20 protein-coding genes are annotated in these 19,392 nt (G+C 71.1%); 14 read left to right on the forward strand and 6 right to left on the reverse strand.

Translation table 11 applies throughout. From position 1 onward, the window contains the following. The first annotated feature begins 251 nt into the window (after positions 1-251). Genes H4Q84_RS05505 through H4Q84_RS05520 form a run of 4 tightly spaced genes read left to right on the forward strand, consistent with a single transcriptional unit; the run spans position 252 to position 2,555 of the window. A complete protein-coding gene (locus H4Q84_RS05505) occupies positions 252-1,106 on the forward strand; it encodes a 3-methyladenine DNA glycosylase (protein WP_248582399.1) in 855 nt (284 codons plus the stop codon). 9 nt (positions 1,107-1,115) lie between these two features. Then, on the forward strand, positions 1,116-1,664 hold the full coding sequence (locus H4Q84_RS05510; RefSeq protein WP_248582400.1) for a M23 family metallopeptidase: 549 nt from the start codon (positions 1,116-1,118) through the stop codon (positions 1,662-1,664). Next, positions 1,661-1,948: a DUF2087 domain-containing protein gene (locus H4Q84_RS05515; protein WP_248582401.1), complete on the forward strand. Its 288-nt coding sequence runs from the start codon at positions 1,661-1,663 to the stop codon at positions 1,946-1,948. Before H4Q84_RS05510 ends, H4Q84_RS05515 begins: the two co-directional genes overlap by 4 nt. Continuing rightward, the gene (locus H4Q84_RS05520) at positions 1,941-2,555 is read left to right on the forward strand and encodes a pentapeptide repeat-containing protein (protein WP_248582402.1); all 615 of its coding nucleotides are present in this window, start codon (positions 1,941-1,943) and stop codon (positions 2,553-2,555) included. The genes H4Q84_RS05515 and H4Q84_RS05520 overlap by 8 nt, the downstream gene beginning before the upstream one ends. A 23-nt stretch (positions 2,556-2,578) precedes the next feature. Here H4Q84_RS05520 and H4Q84_RS05525 read toward each other — a convergent pair whose 3' ends face one another. After that, the gene (locus H4Q84_RS05525) at positions 2,579-3,151 is read right to left on the reverse strand and encodes a TetR/AcrR family transcriptional regulator C-terminal domain-containing protein (RefSeq protein ID WP_248582403.1); all 573 of its coding nucleotides are present in this window, start codon (positions 3,149-3,151) and stop codon (positions 2,579-2,581) included. Positions 3,152-3,280: 129 nt separating this feature from the next. Between H4Q84_RS05525 and bioB the strand changes: the two genes are divergently transcribed. Genes bioB through bioD form a run of 4 tightly spaced genes read left to right on the forward strand, consistent with a single transcriptional unit; the run spans position 3,281 to position 7,456 of the window. Then, positions 3,281-4,360 (forward strand): biotin synthase BioB, encoded by a 1,080-nt coding sequence (bioB, locus tag H4Q84_RS05530; protein ID WP_248582404.1) that lies wholly within the window; start codon positions 3,281-3,283, stop codon positions 4,358-4,360. Between the two features lie 2 nt (positions 4,361-4,362). Then, positions 4,363-5,646 carry an adenosylmethionine--8-amino-7-oxononanoate transaminase gene (locus H4Q84_RS05535; RefSeq protein WP_282580314.1) on the forward strand — a complete coding sequence of 428 codons (1,284 nt, stop codon included), beginning with the start codon at positions 4,363-4,365 and terminating at the stop codon, positions 5,644-5,646. Then, positions 5,643-6,773 carry an 8-amino-7-oxononanoate synthase gene (locus tag H4Q84_RS05540; protein ID WP_248582405.1) on the forward strand — a complete coding sequence of 377 codons (1,131 nt, stop codon included), beginning with the start codon at positions 5,643-5,645 and terminating at the stop codon, positions 6,771-6,773. The genes H4Q84_RS05535 and H4Q84_RS05540 overlap by 4 nt, the downstream gene beginning before the upstream one ends. After that, positions 6,770-7,456: a dethiobiotin synthase gene (gene bioD / locus H4Q84_RS05545; protein WP_248582406.1), complete on the forward strand. Its 687-nt coding sequence runs from the start codon at positions 6,770-6,772 to the stop codon at positions 7,454-7,456. The genes H4Q84_RS05540 and bioD overlap by 4 nt, the downstream gene beginning before the upstream one ends. A gap of 52 nt (positions 7,457-7,508) precedes the next feature. On the opposite strand, the gene H4Q84_RS05550 is transcribed toward bioD, so the two are convergent. From H4Q84_RS05550 to H4Q84_RS05560, 3 genes are all read right to left on the reverse strand, one after another. Next, positions 7,509-7,718, reverse strand: coding sequence for a hypothetical protein (locus H4Q84_RS05550; RefSeq protein ID WP_248582407.1), 210 nt, complete (start codon positions 7,716-7,718; stop codon positions 7,509-7,511). 111 nt (positions 7,719-7,829) lie between these two features. Beyond that, positions 7,830-9,230, reverse strand: a complete 1,401-nt coding sequence (locus H4Q84_RS05555; RefSeq protein WP_248582408.1) for an amidase — start codon at positions 9,228-9,230, stop codon at positions 7,830-7,832. Positions 9,231-9,277: 47 nt separating this feature from the next. Beyond that, complete coding sequence (locus tag H4Q84_RS05560; protein WP_248582409.1) at positions 9,278-9,817, reverse strand: NADPH-dependent FMN reductase; 540 nt, start codon at positions 9,815-9,817, stop codon at positions 9,278-9,280. A 102-nt stretch (positions 9,818-9,919) separates the two neighbouring features. Between H4Q84_RS05560 and H4Q84_RS05565 the strand changes: the two genes are divergently transcribed. Together H4Q84_RS05565 and H4Q84_RS05570 are read left to right on the forward strand one after the other, a co-directional pair. Then, positions 9,920-10,513 carry a TetR/AcrR family transcriptional regulator gene (locus H4Q84_RS05565; protein ID WP_248582410.1) on the forward strand — a complete coding sequence of 198 codons (594 nt, stop codon included), beginning with the start codon at positions 9,920-9,922 and terminating at the stop codon, positions 10,511-10,513. Then, the gene (locus tag H4Q84_RS05570; RefSeq protein ID WP_248582411.1) at positions 10,506-11,588 is read left to right on the forward strand and encodes a crosslink repair DNA glycosylase YcaQ family protein; all 1,083 of its coding nucleotides are present in this window, start codon (positions 10,506-10,508) and stop codon (positions 11,586-11,588) included. The genes H4Q84_RS05565 and H4Q84_RS05570 overlap by 8 nt, the downstream gene beginning before the upstream one ends. A gap of 95 nt (positions 11,589-11,683) precedes the next feature. Here the strand turns inward: H4Q84_RS05570 and cimA are convergent, their stop codons facing one another. Together cimA and H4Q84_RS05580 are read right to left on the reverse strand one after the other, a co-directional pair. After that, complete coding sequence (gene cimA, locus H4Q84_RS05575; RefSeq protein ID WP_248582412.1) at positions 11,684-13,270, reverse strand: citramalate synthase; 1,587 nt, start codon at positions 13,268-13,270, stop codon at positions 11,684-11,686. A 184-nt stretch (positions 13,271-13,454) separates the two neighbouring features. Next, the gene (locus H4Q84_RS05580; protein ID WP_248582413.1) at positions 13,455-15,059 is read right to left on the reverse strand and encodes a serine/threonine-protein kinase; all 1,605 of its coding nucleotides are present in this window, start codon (positions 15,057-15,059) and stop codon (positions 13,455-13,457) included. Positions 15,060-15,169: 110 nt separating this feature from the next. Here H4Q84_RS05580 and H4Q84_RS05585 point away from each other — a divergent pair, with 110 nt between their 5' ends. From H4Q84_RS05585 to H4Q84_RS05600, 4 genes are read left to right on the forward strand one after another with little or no spacing between them, the layout of a single operon-like run. Further along, the gene (locus tag H4Q84_RS05585) at positions 15,170-16,216 is read left to right on the forward strand and encodes an iron ABC transporter permease (protein ID WP_248582414.1); all 1,047 of its coding nucleotides are present in this window, start codon (positions 15,170-15,172) and stop codon (positions 16,214-16,216) included. After that, positions 16,213-17,283: an iron chelate uptake ABC transporter family permease subunit gene (locus H4Q84_RS05590; RefSeq protein ID WP_248582415.1), complete on the forward strand. Its 1,071-nt coding sequence runs from the start codon at positions 16,213-16,215 to the stop codon at positions 17,281-17,283. Before H4Q84_RS05585 ends, H4Q84_RS05590 begins: the two co-directional genes overlap by 4 nt. Further along, a complete protein-coding gene (locus H4Q84_RS05595; protein WP_248582416.1) occupies positions 17,280-18,107 on the forward strand; it encodes an ABC transporter ATP-binding protein in 828 nt (275 codons plus the stop codon). The genes H4Q84_RS05590 and H4Q84_RS05595 overlap by 4 nt, the downstream gene beginning before the upstream one ends. Further along, positions 18,104-19,120: an ABC transporter substrate-binding protein gene (locus H4Q84_RS05600; protein WP_248582417.1), complete on the forward strand. Its 1,017-nt coding sequence runs from the start codon at positions 18,104-18,106 to the stop codon at positions 19,118-19,120. Before H4Q84_RS05595 ends, H4Q84_RS05600 begins: the two co-directional genes overlap by 4 nt. Positions 19,121-19,392 lie beyond the last annotated feature (272 nt).

Consider the following 19,392-nt stretch of genomic DNA (forward strand, 5'->3'; position numbering starts at 1 on the left):
CGCGGTCGCGCCACCGCGAACCGGTCATCTAGGCGGTTCCGTCGTCGAGCATGCCGTGTACGACGGCGCGGGTGCGCTGGTCGTCACCGAACGTCGCGCAGACCGTGGCTTGCCGGCGCCGCTCGATCATCGAGCGAGGCCAGCCAGGTCAGGGCATGGGTGTGGGCCCGGTCGAGGGCCGCCGCATGATCAGCCATCCCTCAGTGTGGCCGGATCGGGCCGTTCCGACCAGAGCTCGTAGGCTCGGACACGTGGATGCCGAGGTGTTGGACGAGGTGACGTGGCGAGCGCGCGCTGAGGCGCACGCGGCTCGTGTCGACGCGTTCGTGGCGCCGCACCTGGCCCGGCGTGGGTCTGCGGTGAAGCACCCCGTGCACGACTTCCTCTTCACGTACTACTCCCAGCGGCCGGCGCAGCTGCGGCGCTGGCACCCCGGCTTCGGGGTCGCGCTAGAGAGTGGGGAGGAGTACGCGGGGTTGAAGGGGTACCAGTCATCCCCCGTCGCCGTCTCGCCCGAGTACGTCGAGTCGCAGCGCGCGCTCCTCGAGTCGCTGCACACCCTGCTGACCGCGACGGCCGGCCAGCCAGCCAACTTCGGCTGCTTCGGGCTGCACGAGTGGGCGATGGTCTACCGGCTCGAGGAGGACGAGACGCGGCACGCCGACTGGCCGCTGCGGCTGGGCCCGGCGGGCACCGACGCGGTCGTGGAGTCGCACCGCATCGGCTGCTCGCACTTCGACGCCTACCGATTCTTCACTCCCCCGGCGCGGTCGCTCAACGTGCTGTCCCCCGGCCGCGAGGACCGGGCGGCGTACGAGCAGCCGGCCTGCCTGCACGGCAACATGGACCTCTACAAGCACGCCTTCCGGCTCACCCCGATGGTCAGCAGTGACCTGGTCGCCGACTGCTTCGAGCTGGCCCGCGACATCCGCGAGCTCGACATGCGCGCCGCGCCGTACGACCTCGTCGACCTCGGCTTCGAGCCGGTGCGCATCGAGACCCCCGAGGGAAAGCAGGAGTACGCCGCGGCGCAGCGCGGCTTCGCCGAGCGGGCGGGTCCGCTTCGGGCCCGGCTGATCACCGAGTGCGAGGGCCTCCTCTCGTAGGGTGATCACATGATGCGCATGCTCGGGCTGATGACCGCGTTGCTGCTCACGGCGGCGCCGGCCGCGGCGGCCGACGACGACCCGAGGTGGGTGTTCTACTCGCGCGACACGACGGCGTACACCTCTCCCTGGTACGACGGTGCGCACCGCACGATGATCGGCTACGGCTGCACCCGCGCGCCCTACTACCCGGCCGACAGCCGCTGCGGTGGCGGGCGCGGCTTCCACCACGGCATCGACGTGGCGATGCCGTGCGGGACGCCGATCACGGCCGGGCGGTTCGGACGGGTGGTGAGCAGCGCGGCGTACGGACCGGCGTACGGCGAGAACCCGCTCGTGATCCGCAACAAGCGGCTCGGCGTCGACATCCTGATCGCGCACGCGCGCACGGTGTACGTCAGCGTGGGTGACCGCGTCACGCGCGGGGTGTCGCTGGCGCTCGCGTCGGACTCGGCAGCGCCCGACGGGTGCCACCTGCACTTCGAGGTGCGTTCGGTCGCTGGTGGGCTGGACGACGCCCAGCGACCCGTGAAGCTGCTCGACCGGGTGCCGGCATGACCTCGCCACTGAGCGCGGAGGAGCAGCGCATCGTCGCCAACTTCATCGGCGACGACGGCCGGCTGCACACGATCCCGTCGAAGCGGTCGAAGCTGCTGGTGGTGCTCGACCACGTCGCGCAGCAGTTCGAGCCCGGCCAGACCTATGCCGAAGCCGAGGTCAACGAGATCCTCCAGCGCTTCCACCCCGACTTCGCGGCGCTGCGCCGCTACCTCGTCGAGGCGCTGTTCCTCGAGCGCGAGGACGGCGTCTACTGGCGCATCGGCGGCACGGTCGATGTCTGACACGCATTCCCTGACTCGAGAGGGCGAGTCGATCAGCGGCGAGGACTGGTACGGCGACGACCTGCGCGCCGCGCGCTTCGTCGACTGCACCTTCTCCGACGTCGACTTCTCGGAGACGACGACATCGGGGGCGGTGTTCGAGAGCTGCACGTTCCACGGCGGGCGTTTCAACGCGTCGACGCACGTGGCGAGTGCGTTCGTCGCGTGTGACTTCCGGCGTACCAACTTCTTCGACGCGACGTTCGACGGGTGCAAGCTCGTCGGGTCGGTGTTCGCCAACTGCACCCTGCGACCGCTGCGCGTCTTCGGCGGAAGGTGGTCCGGCGTGACGATGCGTGGCGCCAACCTCAGCGGCCTCGACCTGACGGGCGTCGACCTCAGCGAGGCCGACCTGTCGCTGGCGAACCTCACCGGCACGGTGCTGCGCGACGCGAACCTGGCCGGCGTGGACGTGCGGGAGACCAACCTGACCCGCACCGACCTGCGGGGCGCCGCACTCGACCGGGTCGACCTCACCGCAGCGGTGCTCAAGGACACGAGACTCGACCTGGCGGGCGGCGTACTGCTTGCTGAGCTGTCGGGAGCCGTGGTCGAGGTGGGTCGTTGAGTTGGCGCTCGCACATCGGCAACTCAACGCGTCGTACGGCCCAACTCGACTACGTGAGTGCGCAACCCGTCGAGGATGAGCCCGAGGCCGAGCTGGAAGTCGGCGGAGTCACGTGGCCGACGGTCGATCGCGCCGGCGCTGTTGGCCTGGAGCGTCGTCTGCTCGTCGTGCGCGTGGCCGAAGACGTAGTGCAGGAGGGTCCGCGTGGCGACGGCAGCGAGGTCGTCGTCGAGGCCGGTGTCGAGCAGGATCTCGTCGAGCTCTTCGGCCGGACCTGCCGCGCCCAGCCCGAAGGCGTGCACGGTGGCGACGACATCGGCGCCGTCGCGGAAGGCCAGCATCGAGTCGCGCAGTTCGTCGCAGACCTCGATGACGCGGCCGTCCCAGTCGGTGGCGCGGCGGGTACGGCGGCCGCGGGCGAGGATCTCGTCGGCGACGGCGGCCAGCAGGGTCTGCTTGTTGGCGACGTGGTGGTAGAGCGCACTCGGGGCGACACCGAGGTCGCCCGCGAGCCGGCGCATGGAGAGGTCGGCCAGGCCGTAGCGGTCGAGGACGTCGAGCGCCCGCTCGACCACGTCGCTTCGGTGGTAGCGCATGAGCCCCCCTCATCGGGACGGATTGACGATCCGGGACGCCGACCCTAACCTGAACACCGTTCACCTGACCACCGTTCAGTGCCGCGACGTGCCCGCACCGGGACCAGACTGATTCCTCAGGAGCCACCCGTGACTGCCCAACACCTCGACGCGTTCGACCAGCTCGCCACCAGCATCCTCGACGGCAAGCCGGCCACCGCGGACGATGCCCTCGCGGTGCTCCGCGCGCACGACGACGAGCTGCTCAGCGTGGTCGCCGCTGCCGGACGGCTGCGGCGCGAGCACTTCGGCAACACGGTCAAGGTCAACTACCTGGTCAACCTCAAGTCCGGCCTGTGCCCCGAGAACTGCAACTACTGCTCGCAGGCGCTCGGGTCGACCGCGGAGATCCTGAAGTACACCTGGCTCAAGACCGACGAGGCACTTGAGCAGGCCACGGCCGGGCTCCGCGGCGGCGCCTCGCGCGTGTGCATGGTCTCGAGCGGCCGGGGCCCCACCAACAAGGACGTCGAGCGGGTCGCCGACATGGTCGGCGCCATCAAGTCCGAGCACCCGAACGCCGAGGTCTGCGCGTGCCTGGGCCTGCTCAAGGAGGGCCAGGCCGAGCGGCTCCGCGAGGCGGGTGTCGACGCCTACAACCACAACATCAACACCGCCGAGTCGCACCACGACCAGATCGTGCAGACCCATACGTACGCCGACCGCGTGGACACCGTCGAGAAGGCCAAGGGCGCCGGGCTGTCCCCGTGCAGCGGCCTGATCGCCGGGCTCGGCGAGACCGACGAGCAGCTCGTCGAGGCGCTCTTCGCCCTGCGCGAACTCGAGTCCGACTCGATCCCGGTCAACTTCCTGATGCCGTTCGACGGCACGCCGTACGAGAACACGTGGGAGCTCTCGCCGGCGCGCTGCGTCAAGATCCTGGCGATGGCTCGCTTCGTGTGCCCCGAGCGCGAGATCCGCATCGCCGCCGGCCGCGAGATGCACCTGCGCTCGCTGCAGGGTCTCGCGCTCAACGTCGCCAACTCGCTGTTCCTCGGTGACTACCTCACGTCCGAGGGCCAGGCCGCGGAGGCCGACCTCGAGCTGATCCGCGACAACGGCTTCGTCGTACTGGGTTCGGACGAGCACCTGGCCGCCACGGACGCCGAGTCGCACAACCCGGCCACTCGCCGTCGGGGCGCAGGCACCGCCGTACTCCCCAATGCCTGACCGTGGCTGAGGCGAGCACTGCCGAACTACTCGCGTGGGACCGCGAGCACCTGTGGCATCCCTACACGTCGATGACCGACCCGACACCGGTCCGGCTCGTCACCGGCGCGGACGGCGTGCACCTGACCATGGCCGACGGCTCGCGCGTCGTCGATGCGATGGCGTCATGGTGGTCGGCGATCCACGGCTACAACCACCCGCTGCTCAACCGTGCCGCGACCGAGCAACTCGAGTCGATGGCGCACGTGATGTTCGGCGGGCTCACCCACGAGCCGGCGATCCGGCTCGCGCAGCGGCTCGTGGACCTGGCACCGGACGGCCTGGAGCACGTCTTCCTCGCCGACAGCGGGTCGGTGAGCGTCGAGGTCGCGCTCAAGATGGTCCTCCAGTTCCAGCGAGGCAGCGGTCGACCACAGCGCACGCGGATGCTCACCGTCCTGGGCGGCTACCACGGCGACACCTGCGGCTGCATGGGCGTATGCGACCCCGACGGCGGCATGCACTCGATGTTCCGCGGCTTCGTGCCCGAGCACGTCTTCGCGCCGCGGCCACCGGCTGTCGGCGCCGACATCGGCGAGTGGTCCGCGTCGTTCCGGGAGGTCGCGGCAGCCCACGCCGATGAGCTGGGGGGCATCATCGTCGAGCCGCTCATCCAGGGGGCGGGCGGCATGTGGCCCTATCCCGCCGAGTGCCTGCGCGTCATGCGTGAGGTCGCCGACGAGCACGACCTGGTGCTGGTGTTCGACGAGATCGCGACCGGTTTCGGGCGCACGGGGAGCATGTTCGCCGCCGACGCGGCCGGCGTCACTCCCGACATCATGTGTGTCGGGAAGGCGCTCACCGGTGGCTACCTGACCCTGGCCGCAGTGCTGTGTACGTCGGCCGTCGCGCGCGGCCTGTCCCGCTCCGAGTCGGGCGTGCTCATGCACGGGCCCACCTACATGGGCAACGCGCTCGCGTGCGCCGTCGCGCTCGCCAGCCTCGACCTGCTGACGTCGTCCGACTGGGCGGCAAACGTCCAGCGCCTCTCTACCCGGCTCACCGACGGTCTCGCTCCCGCGCGCGACCTGCCGAGCGTGGTCGACGTACGGATCCTTGGTGCGGTGGGAGTCATCCAGGTCGACCGACCGGTCGACGTGGTCGCCGCGACCGATGCCGCGATGGCCGCCGGAGTGTGGATCCGGCCCTTCCGCGACCTGATCTACACGATGCCGCCCTACATCAGCACCGACGACGAGATCGACACGATCTGCGCTGCCCTGCGCGCTGCGGTGGTGGCCCGATGAGCCGCTGGGAGCAGTGGCTCGCCGACGAGGCCGTGAGTCGCGATGCGGCCGGGCTGACTCGCCGGTTGCGTCCGCGTGGACCCGACGACGACGTGGTCGACCTGGCCGGCAACGACTACCTCGGCCTCTCCCGCCACCCGTCGGTGGTCGCAGCAGCCGCCGAAGCGGCCGTCGTCTGGGGCGCGGGGTCCGGGGCGTCGCGACTCGTGACCGGGACGCTGGCCCTGCACGCGACGCTCGAGCAGGAGCTCGCCGCTTTCCTCGCGATGCCCGCAGCCCTGGTGATGTCGACGGGCTACCACGCCAATCTCGCGGCCGTCACGGGCCTGGCCGACCGCGACACCCTCATCGTCTCCGATGCGCACATCCATGCCTCCCTCATCGACGCCGCCCGTCTCTCCCGTGCCGAGATCTCCGTGGTGCCGCACAACAACGTGCACGCGGTGGACGCTGCGCTCTCTTCCGGCGGCGGTCGGCGGGCGCTGGTGCTGGCCGAGTCGGTCTACTCCGTGCTCGGCGATGCAGCTCCACTCGTCGAGCTCGTGCAGGTGTGCGCTGCCCACGGCGCCCTGCTCGTTGTCGACGAGGCGCACGGCCTCGGCGTGGCCGGCGCCGGCGGTCACGGGCTGGTCCGCGACCTGGGCCTGGGCGGACATCCGCACGTCGTGGTGACGGCGACGCTGTCGAAGTCGCTGGGCGCCCAGGGTGGAGCCGTGCTCGGCACACCCGCGCTGGTCGACCACCTGGTCAACCGCGCCCGGCCGTTCATCTTCGACACCGCGCTTGCTCCATCAGCGACCGGCGGTGCGCTGGCGGCGCTGCGGGTGCTCCGCGAGAACGCCGACCTGCCAGAGCGGGTACGCCGTCGGGTGACGGCCCTTGCGGACCTGCTCGACGTGACCACGCCGGCCGGCGCCGTACTCTCCGTGCCGATGCCGTCGCCGTACGTCGCACTCCAGGCGCAGGCGGAGTGCCTCGAACACGGCGTGCGGGTGGGCTGCTTCCGCCCGCCGTCGGTACCCGACGGTGTGTCGCGACTGCGGATCACCACGAACGCCGGCGTGCCGGACGACGACTGGGCACGCACGTGTGACGTGCTGGCCAAGGTCGTCGAGGCACACCGATGACCGGGCGCATCGTCGTCGTCACCGGCACGGGCACGGGTGTGGGCAAGACGATCGCGACGGCCGCGCTCACTGTCCGGGAGCTGGGCAATGGCTCGGTGGTGGTCGTCAAGCCGGTGCAGACCGGGATGGGTCCGGGCTGGGGAGAGACGGCCGACGTGTCGGTCATCCACACGTTGACGGGCTGCGACGTGCTCGAGCTCACCACCCTGGACGACCCGCTCGCTCCTGACACGGCGGCCCGGCTGCGCGGCGTGAGCATTCCCCCGATCGCGGAGTACGCCGACCGGATCCGGGCGCTCGCCGAGGGGCACGACTGCGTCCTCGTCGAGGGAGCCGGCGGCCTGCTCGTCCGGCTCGACACCGACGGCGGGACCCTGCTCGACCTGGCGGCGGACCTCGCGGCCGAGGTGGTCGTCGTGGTGTCGGCCGGGCTGGGGACGCTCAACCACACCGAGCTCACCGTGCAGGCACTCCGTGGCCGCGGGGTCGAGCCGGCCGGTCTGGTGGTCGGGTCCTGGCCCGTCGAGCCCGGGCTGGCCGAGACCTGCAACCTCGAGGACCTGCCGGTCGTGGCCGGCCTCCCGGTCATCGCAGTCGTGCCGGCCGGCGCCGGCGCCCTGGACCCGGCGACGTTCCGGGACCGGGCGCCGTCCTGGTTCTCAGCCCCCGCTCCCCTGGGATAGTCCGGGCCAAATTGCACCTCCCGCGGACCTGGGAGGTACCGATTGCCCCGGACTACCCCGTCGTCACACCTGTGTTGAGGAGCCACCGATGGCCGAACGGGTCGCGGAAGACCGCCACGCGACCGGCGGGTGGCGAGTCCTCCGGACCGCGGCCGCGGGTGGGGTCGGGCCCGGCCACTCCCGCCGACTCGAACTCGTCCGCCATCATCCAGCGCGCACCGTCGACGACCAGCTCCACGTGGCCGACCTTTCCGTCGGCCATGGCGATCGACTCATGGACCACCTCGGCGCCAGCAGGTCGACGTACCAGGCGATGGCGCGGTCTGCTCCGGCGACACAGATGTACGGCGTCGGCTCGGTCATGCCGCCCACCTCACCACACGGGCGGCTTGCGGTGAATCCATGGCGCGGCCTCCTCGATCCTGGCGGAGACCGCCAGCAGCAGCTCCTCCTCGGCCGGCCGCGCGGCCAGCATCACGCCGACGGGCAGGTCGTCGTCGGTCCAGTGCAGGGGCAGCGAGATGGCCGGCATGCCCGTGACGTTCCAGGCAGAGGTCCATGGCGTGAAGACCTTCTGGGCCTCGAAGTCGGCCTCCGGGTCGTCGTCGTTCCGCAGCGCGCCGACCGGCAGTGGGGGTACGGCGAGGGTCGGCGTCAGCACCAGGTCGTACGGCGCAAGGGCGGCCAGCGCTATGGCGGCGAGTCGGCGCATCTCGCCGATGGCCAGGCCGAACTCCGGACCCGTGACCGCACGGCCACGCTCGCTGAGCCAGCGGGTGAGCGGCCGGAGATCGCCCTCGCGCCCGGGCGGCGCGGCGGACAGCGCGGTGAGCACGGCCCAGCAGATCTCGAACACCGGCACCGCCTCGGGAGGCAGCGGGACGGGCACGTCCTCGACCTCGTGACCCATCGACTCGAGCAGCCGGGAGGCGTCCTCCCAGGCCTGCACACACGAAGGGTCGACCGGACTGTCGGCGATCACTGGTGCAATGAATCGAGCGACCCGGAGACGTCCCGGGTCCCGGTCACAGGCAGCCAGGAACGACGAGTGAGGAGGTGGTGCCCACGACGGGTCACCCACACCACGACCGGCGAGCACGTCGAGGAAGGCGGCGATGTCACGGACCGTGCGCGCGAGCGGTCCGGGGGTCGCGAGCCCGACCGGGTCGCCGTACGTCGGGGCGCCGGAGATGCGTCCGCGGCTCGGCTTGAGCCCGACGATCCCGCAGCACGAGGCGGGGATGCGGATCGAGCCACCGCCGTCGGAGCCTTGCGCCACCGGCACCAGGCCGGCAGCAACGGCAGCGGCCGCGCCACCCGACGAGCCACCTGCCATCCGGGACGTGTCCCAGGGCGTGACGGCCGGCGGCGCGACGTCCGGCTCGGTGTAGCAGGGCGAGCCGAACTCCGGAGTGTTCGTCTTGCCCAGGCTGACCAGGCCAGCGGCCTCGATCGCGAGCGTCACCGCGTCCGAGACCTCCGGCACGAAGTCGACGTACGCCGCAGAGCCGAAGGTCGTGCGCACGCCCGCGGTCAGGTTGAGGTCCTTGATCGCGGTCGGCACGCCGTGGAGCGGCGAGGCGTTGTCGTCCGGACGCGACAGTGTCGACAGGGCCCGAGCCCGGTCGATGGCAAGCTCGGGCGTGCGCGTGATGAAGGCTCCGACGCGGTCGGCTCGGGCCAGGTGGTGCTCGACCAGCTCGGCCGCCGACACCTCGCCACGGCGTACGGCGTCGCCCTGCTCGAGCGCGGTCAGGTCATGGAGTTCGGCCACGCCCCGACGCTAGCCGGTCGACCGATCGCTGGTCGGGCCGTGACGGGTCAGGCTGCGGCGGGCTCGGCGACCAGTGCCGAGAGCGCGCCCAGCAGGGTGCCCACGATCTGCTCGTCGGCGAGGATGTCGCCCTCCATGGCCGACTGCGAGAGGACGATGTCCTCGCGGACGGAGGCACCGGCGACGCCGGCGGAGCGACGGGCGTCGTCGTGCGACCACTTGCCGCCGTACGGCGTGGGGGTGGCGCCGACGGCAGCGAACGGCTTGCCGGTGATGGCGCCGACACCGTAGGGGCGCGAGAGCCAGTCGATGGCGTTGTTGAGGACGGCCGGCATGGTGCCGTTGTACTCCGGGGTGATGGCCAGCACGCGGTCGGCACCTGCGACGAGGTCGCGCAGCGTCTTCGCGGCGGGAGGCACGGCGTCGCCGTCGAGCTCTTCGTTGTAGAACGGGATCTCACCAAGGCCCTCGGCGATCTCGACGGTGACACCCACGGGCGCGTGAGTCTTCAGCGTCTCGGCGATGCGACGGTTCAGGGAGTCGGCGCGGAGGCTGCCGACGAGGACTACGACGCGGGTGTCTGACATGGGGTGCTCCTTGAAATTGGTGACGGTCATGGGAGGCTAAACGGACCACGGTCCGTTTCTATTCCAAGCCTGCCACGAAGCTGTCCCCCTAGGCTGGTGAGCGTGCCGATCCACCTACAGCTGGCCGACGAGCCCGCCCCGGAGCGGGCCGACGCGGCGCGCAATCGCGAGGCGCTGCTTGCTGCCGCCCAGCGAATGGTCGACCACTGCGGTGTCGAGCACGTCACGATGGACGCCGTGGCCCACGAGGCGGGCGTCGGCAAGGGCACGGTCTTCCGGCGCTTCGACAGCCGCGAGGGCCTGATGGGCGCGCTCCTCAACCGGTCCGAGACGGCCTGGCAGGCCGGCGTACTCTCCGGGCCGCCGCCGCTCGGACCCGGCGCTCCACCGATGGAGCGGCTGCTGGCGTTCGGGCACTCCCGTGTCGAGCTCAACATCACCCACGCCCATCTGATCCGGGCCGCCGGCGCTGCGGGATCGCGTGCGTACGCCGCGGTCTCGTTCACCGCAATGCACGTGCGCCACCTCCTCGACCAGCTGGGAGTGCGGGGGGACATCGCGATGCTCGCCACTGCGCTCATCGCGCCGCTGGAGATGACGATCCTGACCCAGCAGACCGAGATCGAGCACGTCCCGGTCGAGCGGATCCAGGCCGGTTGGGACGACCTCGTACGACGCGTGGTCGGGCATGCCTGACCGCTCGGTGAGCCGCGACGACGTCCTCAGATTCCGGGTGCACGCTCAGGCCCTGGACGCGAAGCGAGCTCGCGGGGACTCGCCGATCCTCGACCTCGGCGTACAGGACACCGGACCCGACGGCTCGGCCTGGGCGCTCGAGCTGCGCCGCTGCTCGCTGCCCGCCGAGGAGCTGTTCCTCGCCTGGACGCTGCGCGGCGCACCCCACGCCTATCGCCGTTCGGAAGCCGCAGCCGTGGCGGCGGCCACCTGGCCGTGGAGCGACGCCGACGCGGGCAAGCGCATCTTCGACGCGGCCACGCCGCTCCGGAAGGCCGACATCGGCATCCTCGACGCGCTCGACTCGGTGGCCACCGAGATGCGCGACATCGTGCAGTCGCCCACTGTGAAGGGCGACGTGTCGTCAGGCCTGACCAAGCGTCTCGACGCGCCGTACCTGCGCTGGTGCAACCCGTGCCAGGCGACGCACACCTACGAACAGCCGTTCCGGATCGCGGGACTGCACGCCGGCCTGGAGCTCGAGCCCGGCACCTCTCCCCCGGTGCTGCACCGCATCAAGGGCTGGCGCGGCCCGGCGAAGAAGGTGCCCGACCACCTCGACCCGGTGCGCGCCACTCTCCATCTGCTGGGCCCGGCCGCGCCGAAGCTCGTCGCCGGCTACCTCGACACCACCGTCAGCGAGGTCACCGCGCGCTGGCCCGAAGACGTCGTGCCCGTGACGGTGGAGGGCCAGAGGCTCCAGGTGCTGGCCGCCGACGAGACGGCCCTGCGCAAGGCGCCGAAGGCAAGCGGTGTGTTGCTGCTCGGTCCGTTCGACCTGTTCCTGCAAGGTCGCGACCGGGAGCTCGTCGTACCCGATGCAGCAGCCCGCAAGGACCTCTGGCGCACCCTCGGCCGGCCCGGCGCGATCCTCGACGGCCACGAGCTGGTCGGGTCGTGGCGGCCGCGCACGTCCGGCCCGAGGCTCGAGATCGCCGTCGAGATGTGGTCGGGCGGCGAGCCGACGAAGGGTCTCGACGAGCAGGCGGAACGGCTCGCTGCCTTTCGAGGCAAGACGTACGCCGGCCTGGCCTGAGGCCGGGCTGCCGTCAATGGTTGGGTCTCGATACGCCCGCTCGTTCCTCGCCGGCACTTGACCACCGAAAGATCGCCGGCCTGGCCTGAGGCCGGTCAGCCCTTGGCGTCCTGACGTCGCAGCCCGAAGGTCAGCCCGTCGACCAGCGCCCCCCACGACGCCTCGATCACGTTGTGGCCGACGCCGACGGTGACCCACGTGGACTCGCCGTCCGAGGTCTCGATGAGCACCCGGGTGATCGCGTCGGTTCCGTGACCCTGGTCGAGGATGCGTACCTTGTAGTCGATCAGCTCGAACTTCGCGACGCCCGGGAACGCCTGCCCGATCGCCTCGCGCAGCGCCGCGTCGAGGGCGTTGACCGGTCCGTTGCCCTCGCCGGTGACGACGTAGCGCACGCCCGCGGCCTTCAGCTTGACCGTCGCCTCCGACACCGCCTCGTCGCCGGGCCGGGTCTCGGTGATCACGCGCCAGGACTCGACGTCGAAGTACGACGGCCGGGCACCCTCGACCTCCTCGACGAGCAGCAGCTCGAACGACGCGTCGGCGGCCTCGAACGTGAAGCCCTTCTGCTCGAGCTGCTTGACGCGGTCGGTCACGCGCTGCACGAGCTCGCGATCGCCGGACAGGTCGAAGCCCAGCTCCCTGCCCTTGAGCTCGATCGACGCCCGGCCCGCCATGTCGGACACCAGCAGCCTCATGTCGTTGCCGACCCCGACCGGGTCCATGTGCTGGTAGAGGTTCGGGTCGATCTTGATGGCACTCGCGTGCAGCCCGGCCTTGTGGGTGAACGCCGAGGTGCCGACGTACGGCTGGCGCGAGGCCGGCGGGAAGTTCGTCACCTCGGCGACGGCGTGCGCGATGCGGGTGGCGTCCCGCAGCAGCCCGTCGGGCAGCACCCGTCGGTCGAGCTTGAGCTCGAGGTTGGCGACGACGCTGACGAGATCGGCGTTGCCGGTGCGCTCGCCGTACCCGTTGATCGTGCCCTGCACGTGGGTCGCGCCGGCATCGACCGCGGCGAGGGTGTTGGCCACCGCGCAGCCGGTGTCGTTGTGACAGTGGATGCCGACCCGCACCCCCGTGGTCTCGATGACATCGTGGACAACACTGCCCACCCAGCCCGGCAGCATGCCGCCGTTCGTGTCGCACAGGGCGATGACCTCGGCGCCCGCGTCGTACGCCGTCCGCAGCACCTCGAGCGCGTAGTCGCGGTTGTCGCGGTAGCCGTCGAAGAAGTGCTCGGCGTCGAGGAAGACCGTCTGCCCCTCCGCGCGCAGGTGGCTGACGGTGTCGCGCACCATCGCGAGGTTCTCCTCCAGCGTGGTCCGCAGCGCGAGCTCGACGTGGCGGTCGTGCGACTTCGCGACGAGCGTGACGACACTCGCGCCACTGTCGCGCAGGGCTGCGATGCCGGGGTCGTCGGCGGCCTTCACTCCCGCGCGGCGGGTGGCGCCGAAGGCCGCGAGGCGGGCGTGGCCGAGGTCGAGCTCGGTGCGCGCACGCCGGAAGAACTCGGTGTCCTTCGGGTTCGCGCCCGGCCAGCCGCCCTCGATGTAGCCGACCCCCAGCCCGTCGAGGTGGCGCGCGATCGCGAGCTTGTCGGCGACGGAGAGGTTGAGCCCCTCCTGCTGTGCGCCGTCGCGAAGCGTCGTGTCGTAGACGTGGAAGTCACCCTGGAGGTCCATGGTCGTTCTCTCGTGTCCGGCGGATGTTGTCTGACAAACAAAAAACCTCCCGTGGGGACGAGAGGTCAGCGCGGCGGGGTGTCCCGTCGCGCTAGCGAATGATGATGCTGGTGGTGAAGAGGTGGTGCATGTCGCCCATGCTGCCACGGACCGGGCGAATGTCGGACGAGGTCTCGTGATCCGGTCAGCGCAGGAACGAGAACGGTGCACCCGACGCCGGCGCCCAGGAGATGCCTTGGCTGGTCGCCAGTGACGCCAGTCCGGCAGCGACCGCGAGCACGACGGCCGTCACGACGAGCCACGTCAGCGGCTCCGCCGCCAGCGGGTGTACGACGCGGCGCAACGGCCGGCGTACGCGTGAACCACCCGGCCCGAACCACAAGCCACAGGCGAGCGCGGCTCCGCAGAGCCCCAGGGCGAGCACCGGTCCCGTGGCAGCGGCGAAGCACAACAGACCGACTGCAGCAGCGATGCCACCGGCCCACAACGCGAGCAAGAGCGTGCCGGGGATGCCCGCCAGCACGTGCCAGGGCGTGGCCAGCAGCGTCTGCGGGCCGTCGTACCACTTGGCACCGCGGGCGCGGCGTCGGTCGCCGGCCGCCGACGCGGACATCGACCCACTGCGCAGCAGCCAGGTGAGGACGAGCAGACCGGCCACGGAGAGGTACGGCGCGAACGCAACAGCGCCACCACCGACGGAGGCCAGTGACAACAGGGACACGAAGCGGCGCAGGCGTTCGGCGACCGGGGGCCGGCCCTGCACCGACACCGGGCCGTCGGCGAGCCAGGCGGTGTCACCCTCCGAGGGCAGCACCGAGGTCGAACCCGTGCGATGAGGGACGACTGACGGCGCGGCAGGTTCGTGCGCGGTCAGGTTCTCGGCACGGGCGGACGCTGCGACGGCCAGCGGCAACGTGAAGAGGTCGGGCTCGGGCTCCCGCATGGGCTGCGGGATCGGCTCAATGACGTCGCGGGCTCGCGGGTTCTCGAGCCACGACACCAGCGCGGGCAGCGTCGGGCGACGGCTCGGGTCGGGGTCGAGGGCCGCGATGAGCACGTCGCGCATCGGGTCGTCGAGCTCGGCCAGGTCGTGCTCGCCGCGGCGGACGCGGTCCATGATCGCCATCGACGGCCCGCGCCCGAAGGGCGCCCGACCGAGCGCGGCGAACCCGACTGTGGCCGCCAACGAGTGCACGTCGGACGCGGTGGTCGCGTCGTCGCCGTACAGGATCTCGGGCGCGAGGTAGCCCGGTGTGCCGAGCAGCCATCCGGTGTGGGTGATCCGCGGGTCGTCGGCGACCCGGGCGAGGCCGAAGTCGATGAGGATCGGCGTGCGGCCCTCCATCAGCACGTTGGAGGGCTTGATGTCGCGATGCAGCACGCCCACCGAGTGGACCGCCGTGAGCGCCTCCGCCAGACAACGACCCAGCCAGGTGAGGTCCACACCGAGGATCGGCCCGTTCTCCTGGATCTCGTCGTGCAGCGACAGGCCGGGCACGTAGCGGGTCGCGACATACGGAACGTCGCCCCACGGGTCCGCGTCCACGATCTCGGCGACGCGCCTGCTCCTGATGCGAGAGAGCGACCCGACCTCGCGGGCCAGCCGCGCGCGGGACTCGTCGTCGCCGATGATGTGCGGCCGCAGCACCTTGAGCGCCACCCGGTCACCACCGGGCCGCTGGGCCAGGTGGACGACTCCCATTCCGCCCTCGCCGAGGCGCGTCAGGAGCGCGTAGCCGCCGACGGTCAGGCCGGACGGTGGCGTCTGTGGACGCGGGGAAGTCGTCACGAGCCGAGATTACCTGCGCAGGAGCGGATCGGCCCGCCGCCCGGACCCCATGTCGCACTGCCGGTCGAGTTTGGTTAGCCTTGCCTAAGTTAGGCGATAGGAGGAGTCCCATGACCGCCACCGCCATTGCGCGCGCGGCCCGACCACGCGAGGACCTGCGCCGTCCGCGCCGGGGTTCGACGTTCGGCATCCTGCTGCTCACCCTTGCTGTGGTGCTCTCGGGGCTCCTCAGCCTGGCCGTCGGCAGCCGCAGCATCGCGCCGGGCACCGTGCTCGACGTCCTCTTCAACCCCGACGGTTCCGAGATCTCGACGATCGTCCACGGCCTCCGGGTGCCGCGAACCGTGCTCGGCCTGGCCGTCGGCACGGCGCTCGGCATCGCCGGCGCGCTGATGCAGGGCCACACCCGCAACCCGCTGGCCGAGCCCGGTCTCCTCGGCGTCTCGTCGGGCGCAGCGTTCGCCGTGGTCGTCGGCATCTTCTGCTTCGGCGTCTCCGAGACGTCCGGCTACGCGTGGTTCGCCCTCGTAGGTGCCGGGGCCGCGTCCGTCGCCGTCTTCGCGATCGGCTCGACCCGAGGCGGGCCCGACCCGGTCTCGCTCGTGCTGGCCGGCGCGGCGATCACCGCCCTGCTCGCGGCGCTCACCCAGGCGATCGTGCTGCGCGACATCGAGGTGCTCGACTCCTACCGCTTCTGGGTCGTCGGCTCCACCGCCGGCCGCGACCTCGACGTGTTCTGGCAGGTCGCCCCGTTCGTCGCCGCAGGTCTACTGCTGGCGGCGATCAGCGCACCCGGCCTCAACCTGCTCCAGCTCGGCGACGACGTCGCCCGCTCGCTCGGCATGCACCCGATGCGGCACAAGGTCATCGGCGTCACCGCCGTGATGCTGCTGGCCGGCGGCGCCACCGCCGCGTGCGGCCCCATCGCCTTCCTCGGCCTCGTCGTGCCGCACATCGCGCGCTTCCTGGCCGGCGTCGACTACCGCTGGGTCGTGCCGTACGCCGGCCTGCTCGGCGCGCTGCTGCTCGTGCTGACCGACACGCTGGGCCGCGTCATCGCCCGCCCGGGCGAGGTGCAGGTCGGCATCGTCATGGCACTGGTGGGTGGCCCGGTCTTCGTGTTCCTCGTGCGCCGGACCCGGATGGTGAAGCTGTGACGACCCTCTCCGCTCCCCTTCGCGTCGGTGCCACCTCGTGGCTGGTGCCGCTCCGCGCGGTCGGCGCGACCGGGTCCGGCGTCGCGCTGCTCGCCGTCCTCGTCGCCCTCGACCTGGCCCTCGGCGACTTCCCGATCCCGGTGCGCGAGGTCGTCGCGACACTCCTCGGCCGCGGTGACGCCGGCCAGGAGTTCATCGTCTTCGACCTGCGGCTGCCCCAGACGATGGTCGCCCTGCTCGCGGGCGCCGCGCTGGGCCTCGCGGGCGCGCTGACTCAGACGTTCGCCCGCAACCCGCTGGCCTCCCCCGACATCCTCGGCGTGACCGAGGGTGCGGCCGCCGGCGCAGTGGCCGTGATCGTGCTCAGCGGCGGCGCGGGCTACTCCGGCGGCCTTGTCAGTGGCGTCCTCCAGTCGATCGGCCTCCCGATCGCGGCGTTCCTCGGCGCCCTGACCACCGCAACGCTCCTCTACGTCCTGTCGTGGCGGCGCGGCATCGACGGCAAGCGGCTGGTGCTCATCGGCATCGGCATCGGCGCCTGCCTCACCGCGCTGACGTCGTGGCTGTTGGTGCGTGCACGCATCCAGGACGCCGCCAGCGCGCAGGTCTGGCTCAACGGCTCGCTCAGCGGTCGCGGCTGGGACCAGGGCACCCCGCTGATCTGGACCCTGGTCGTCCTGGCGCCCCTCTCACTGCTGCTGGTGCGCAACCTCAACGCCCTCCAGCTCGGCGACGAGTCCGCCCGGGGGCTGGGCGTCAAACTCCAGACCACCCAGCTGCTCACCCTGCTCGCGGCGGTCGGCCTGTCCGCTGTCGCCGTCAGCGCGGTCGGACCCCTCGAGTTCGTCGCGTTCGTCGTACCCCAGGTCGCGCTGCGCCTCGTCGGTGGCTCGCGACCGCCGATGGTCGCCTCGATGGTGTACGGCGGCTGCCTGGTCGTCGGCGCCGACCTGCTCACCCGCGTGGTGATCCCGGTCGCGATGCCTGCTGGCCTCGTCACGGCGGCCATCGGCGCCCCGTACCTCATCTGGCTGCTCCTCCGAGCGAACAAGAAGGTGACCGCATGACCGTCACAACCACCGGCCGGCTCAGGGCCGACCGCGTCACCGTCGGGTACGGCGCCGAGCCGGTCGTCCGCGACCTGAGCCTGGCCATCCCCGACGGGAAGGTCACGACGATCGTCGGTCCCAACGGCTGCGGGAAGTCGACGTTGCTGCGCACCCTTGCGCGGCTGCTCTCGCCCACCTCGGGCACCGTTCTGCTCGACGACCAGCCGATCGGCTCGATCTCCACCCACGAGATCGCCACCCGAATGGCGCTGCTGCCGCAGGCGCCAGTCGCCCCGGAGGGCCTGCTCGTCCGCGATCTGGTCGGCCGGGGGCGCCACCCGCACCAACGCTGGTTCAGCCAGTGGTCGCGGCAGGACGAGGACATCGTCGACGCGGCGCTCGTCATGACCGACACCCTCGACCTGCGTGACCGCCCGCTCAAACAGCTCTCCGGTGGCCAGCGCCAGCGGGCCTGGATCGCGATGACGCTGGCCCAGGACACCGACCTGATGTTGCTCGACGAGCCGACGACGTACCTCGACCTGGCCCACCAGGTCGAGGTGCTCGACCTGGTCACCCGGCTCAACCGCGAACGCGGCCGCACCGTCGCGATGGTGCTGCACGACCTCAACCTGGCCGCGCGCTACAGCGACGTCATCGTCGTCATGAAGGCCGGCGTCATCGTCGAGCAGGGCACTCCCAGCGCGGTGTTCACCCCAGCGATGCTCAGCGCCGTCTTCGGCCTCGACGCCCGCGTGCTCACCGATCCCCACACCGGGCTGCCGATCGTGGTGCCCACCTCGTCCGCCGCACACCCCGTCCCCCAAGGAGCCGCTTCATGAACCCCCGTCCCCTGCTCTCCCGTCGTCGCCTGCTCGGCGGCGGAGTCGCCGTCCTCGCCGTGGCCGGCCTCACCGCCTGTGGCGCCGACGACTCCCCCACCGATGTCCCGGCCGCCGGCGCACCGGAGGCACCCGACGGACCGTGGACCTGGACCGACGACCTCGGCCAGGAGATCGAGCTCGAGAAGTCGCCCGTCCGCATCGCGGCGTACGGCGACGCAGCTGCGGCGCTGATGAACTTCGGCATCACGCCGGTGGCGCTCTTCCACTACATCCCGCCGTCCGAGGACGCGACGTTCGAGTCGCTCGACCTGTCGGACGTCGAGATCGTGGGTGAGGTGATCGGCGAGATCAACCTCGAGCAGCTCGCCGCTGCGGCGCCCGACCTGATCATCACGACGTCCTACGAGGGCGAGAAGCCCGAGCTGATGTACGGCTTCAAGGACGAGTCGCAGATGGAGAAGGTGCGCGCCATCGCACCGGTCATCGGCGTCATGCAGAGCGGCTCGGCCCTCGACGTCATCAAGACCAACGAGAAGCTGGTCGTCGCCCTCGGCATCGACATCGAGAGCGGCACGGTCGCCGACCAGCGCACCGCCTTCGAGGCCGCGTCGGCCGAGCTCACCGAGGCAGCGAGGAGCGGTCTCAGCCTGGTCCCCCTGTACGCCGAGGAGGCGGCCGGCATCTACTACGCCAAGGCTCCCGACGACCCGGCGCTGGCCTTCTACCAGTCGCTGGGCGTGCAGTTCACCGAGGTCGGCGGCAAGGACTACTACTGGCACCAGGTCAGCTGGGAGAACGCCGACGCCTACACCTCCGACATCGTGCTCTACTCGCTGCGCGGGTCGCTCACGCCGGAACAGCTGCAGGACCAGCCGACGTTCGCCACGCTGCCCGCGGCCAAGGCCGAACAGCTGCACCCCTGGAAGTTCAAGTCGATGGACTACCCCTCGCAGACGTCGTACATGAAGGAGCTCGCCGGCTGGCTGACGACTGACACGAAGGTCACCTGAGCTTCCACCGGCGGCAGTCCACGAGGGTGGGTCGAATTGGTCGCTGCCGTCTCAACATCCGGCTCTCCCCGACCGTGAGGGCATCTGGTCTGGTCCTGGACAGGCCCTGCGAGGGTGACCGCTTCTCCCAAGAGTTCCGGTTCAACCTCTTGAAAGAGGCACCATGCCTCAACGGCCCAAGCGGCTTCCAGGAGACTGCAACTCGGCGACGCACGGCGATCAAGGCTCGCGGCAGCAGCTGACCTCGTGGTCCGACGTGTGAACCCCGGATC

It is taken from the genome of Nocardioides sp. InS609-2 (assembly GCF_023208195.1).
Lineage (GTDB): Bacteria > Actinomycetota > Actinomycetes > Propionibacteriales > Nocardioidaceae > Nocardioides.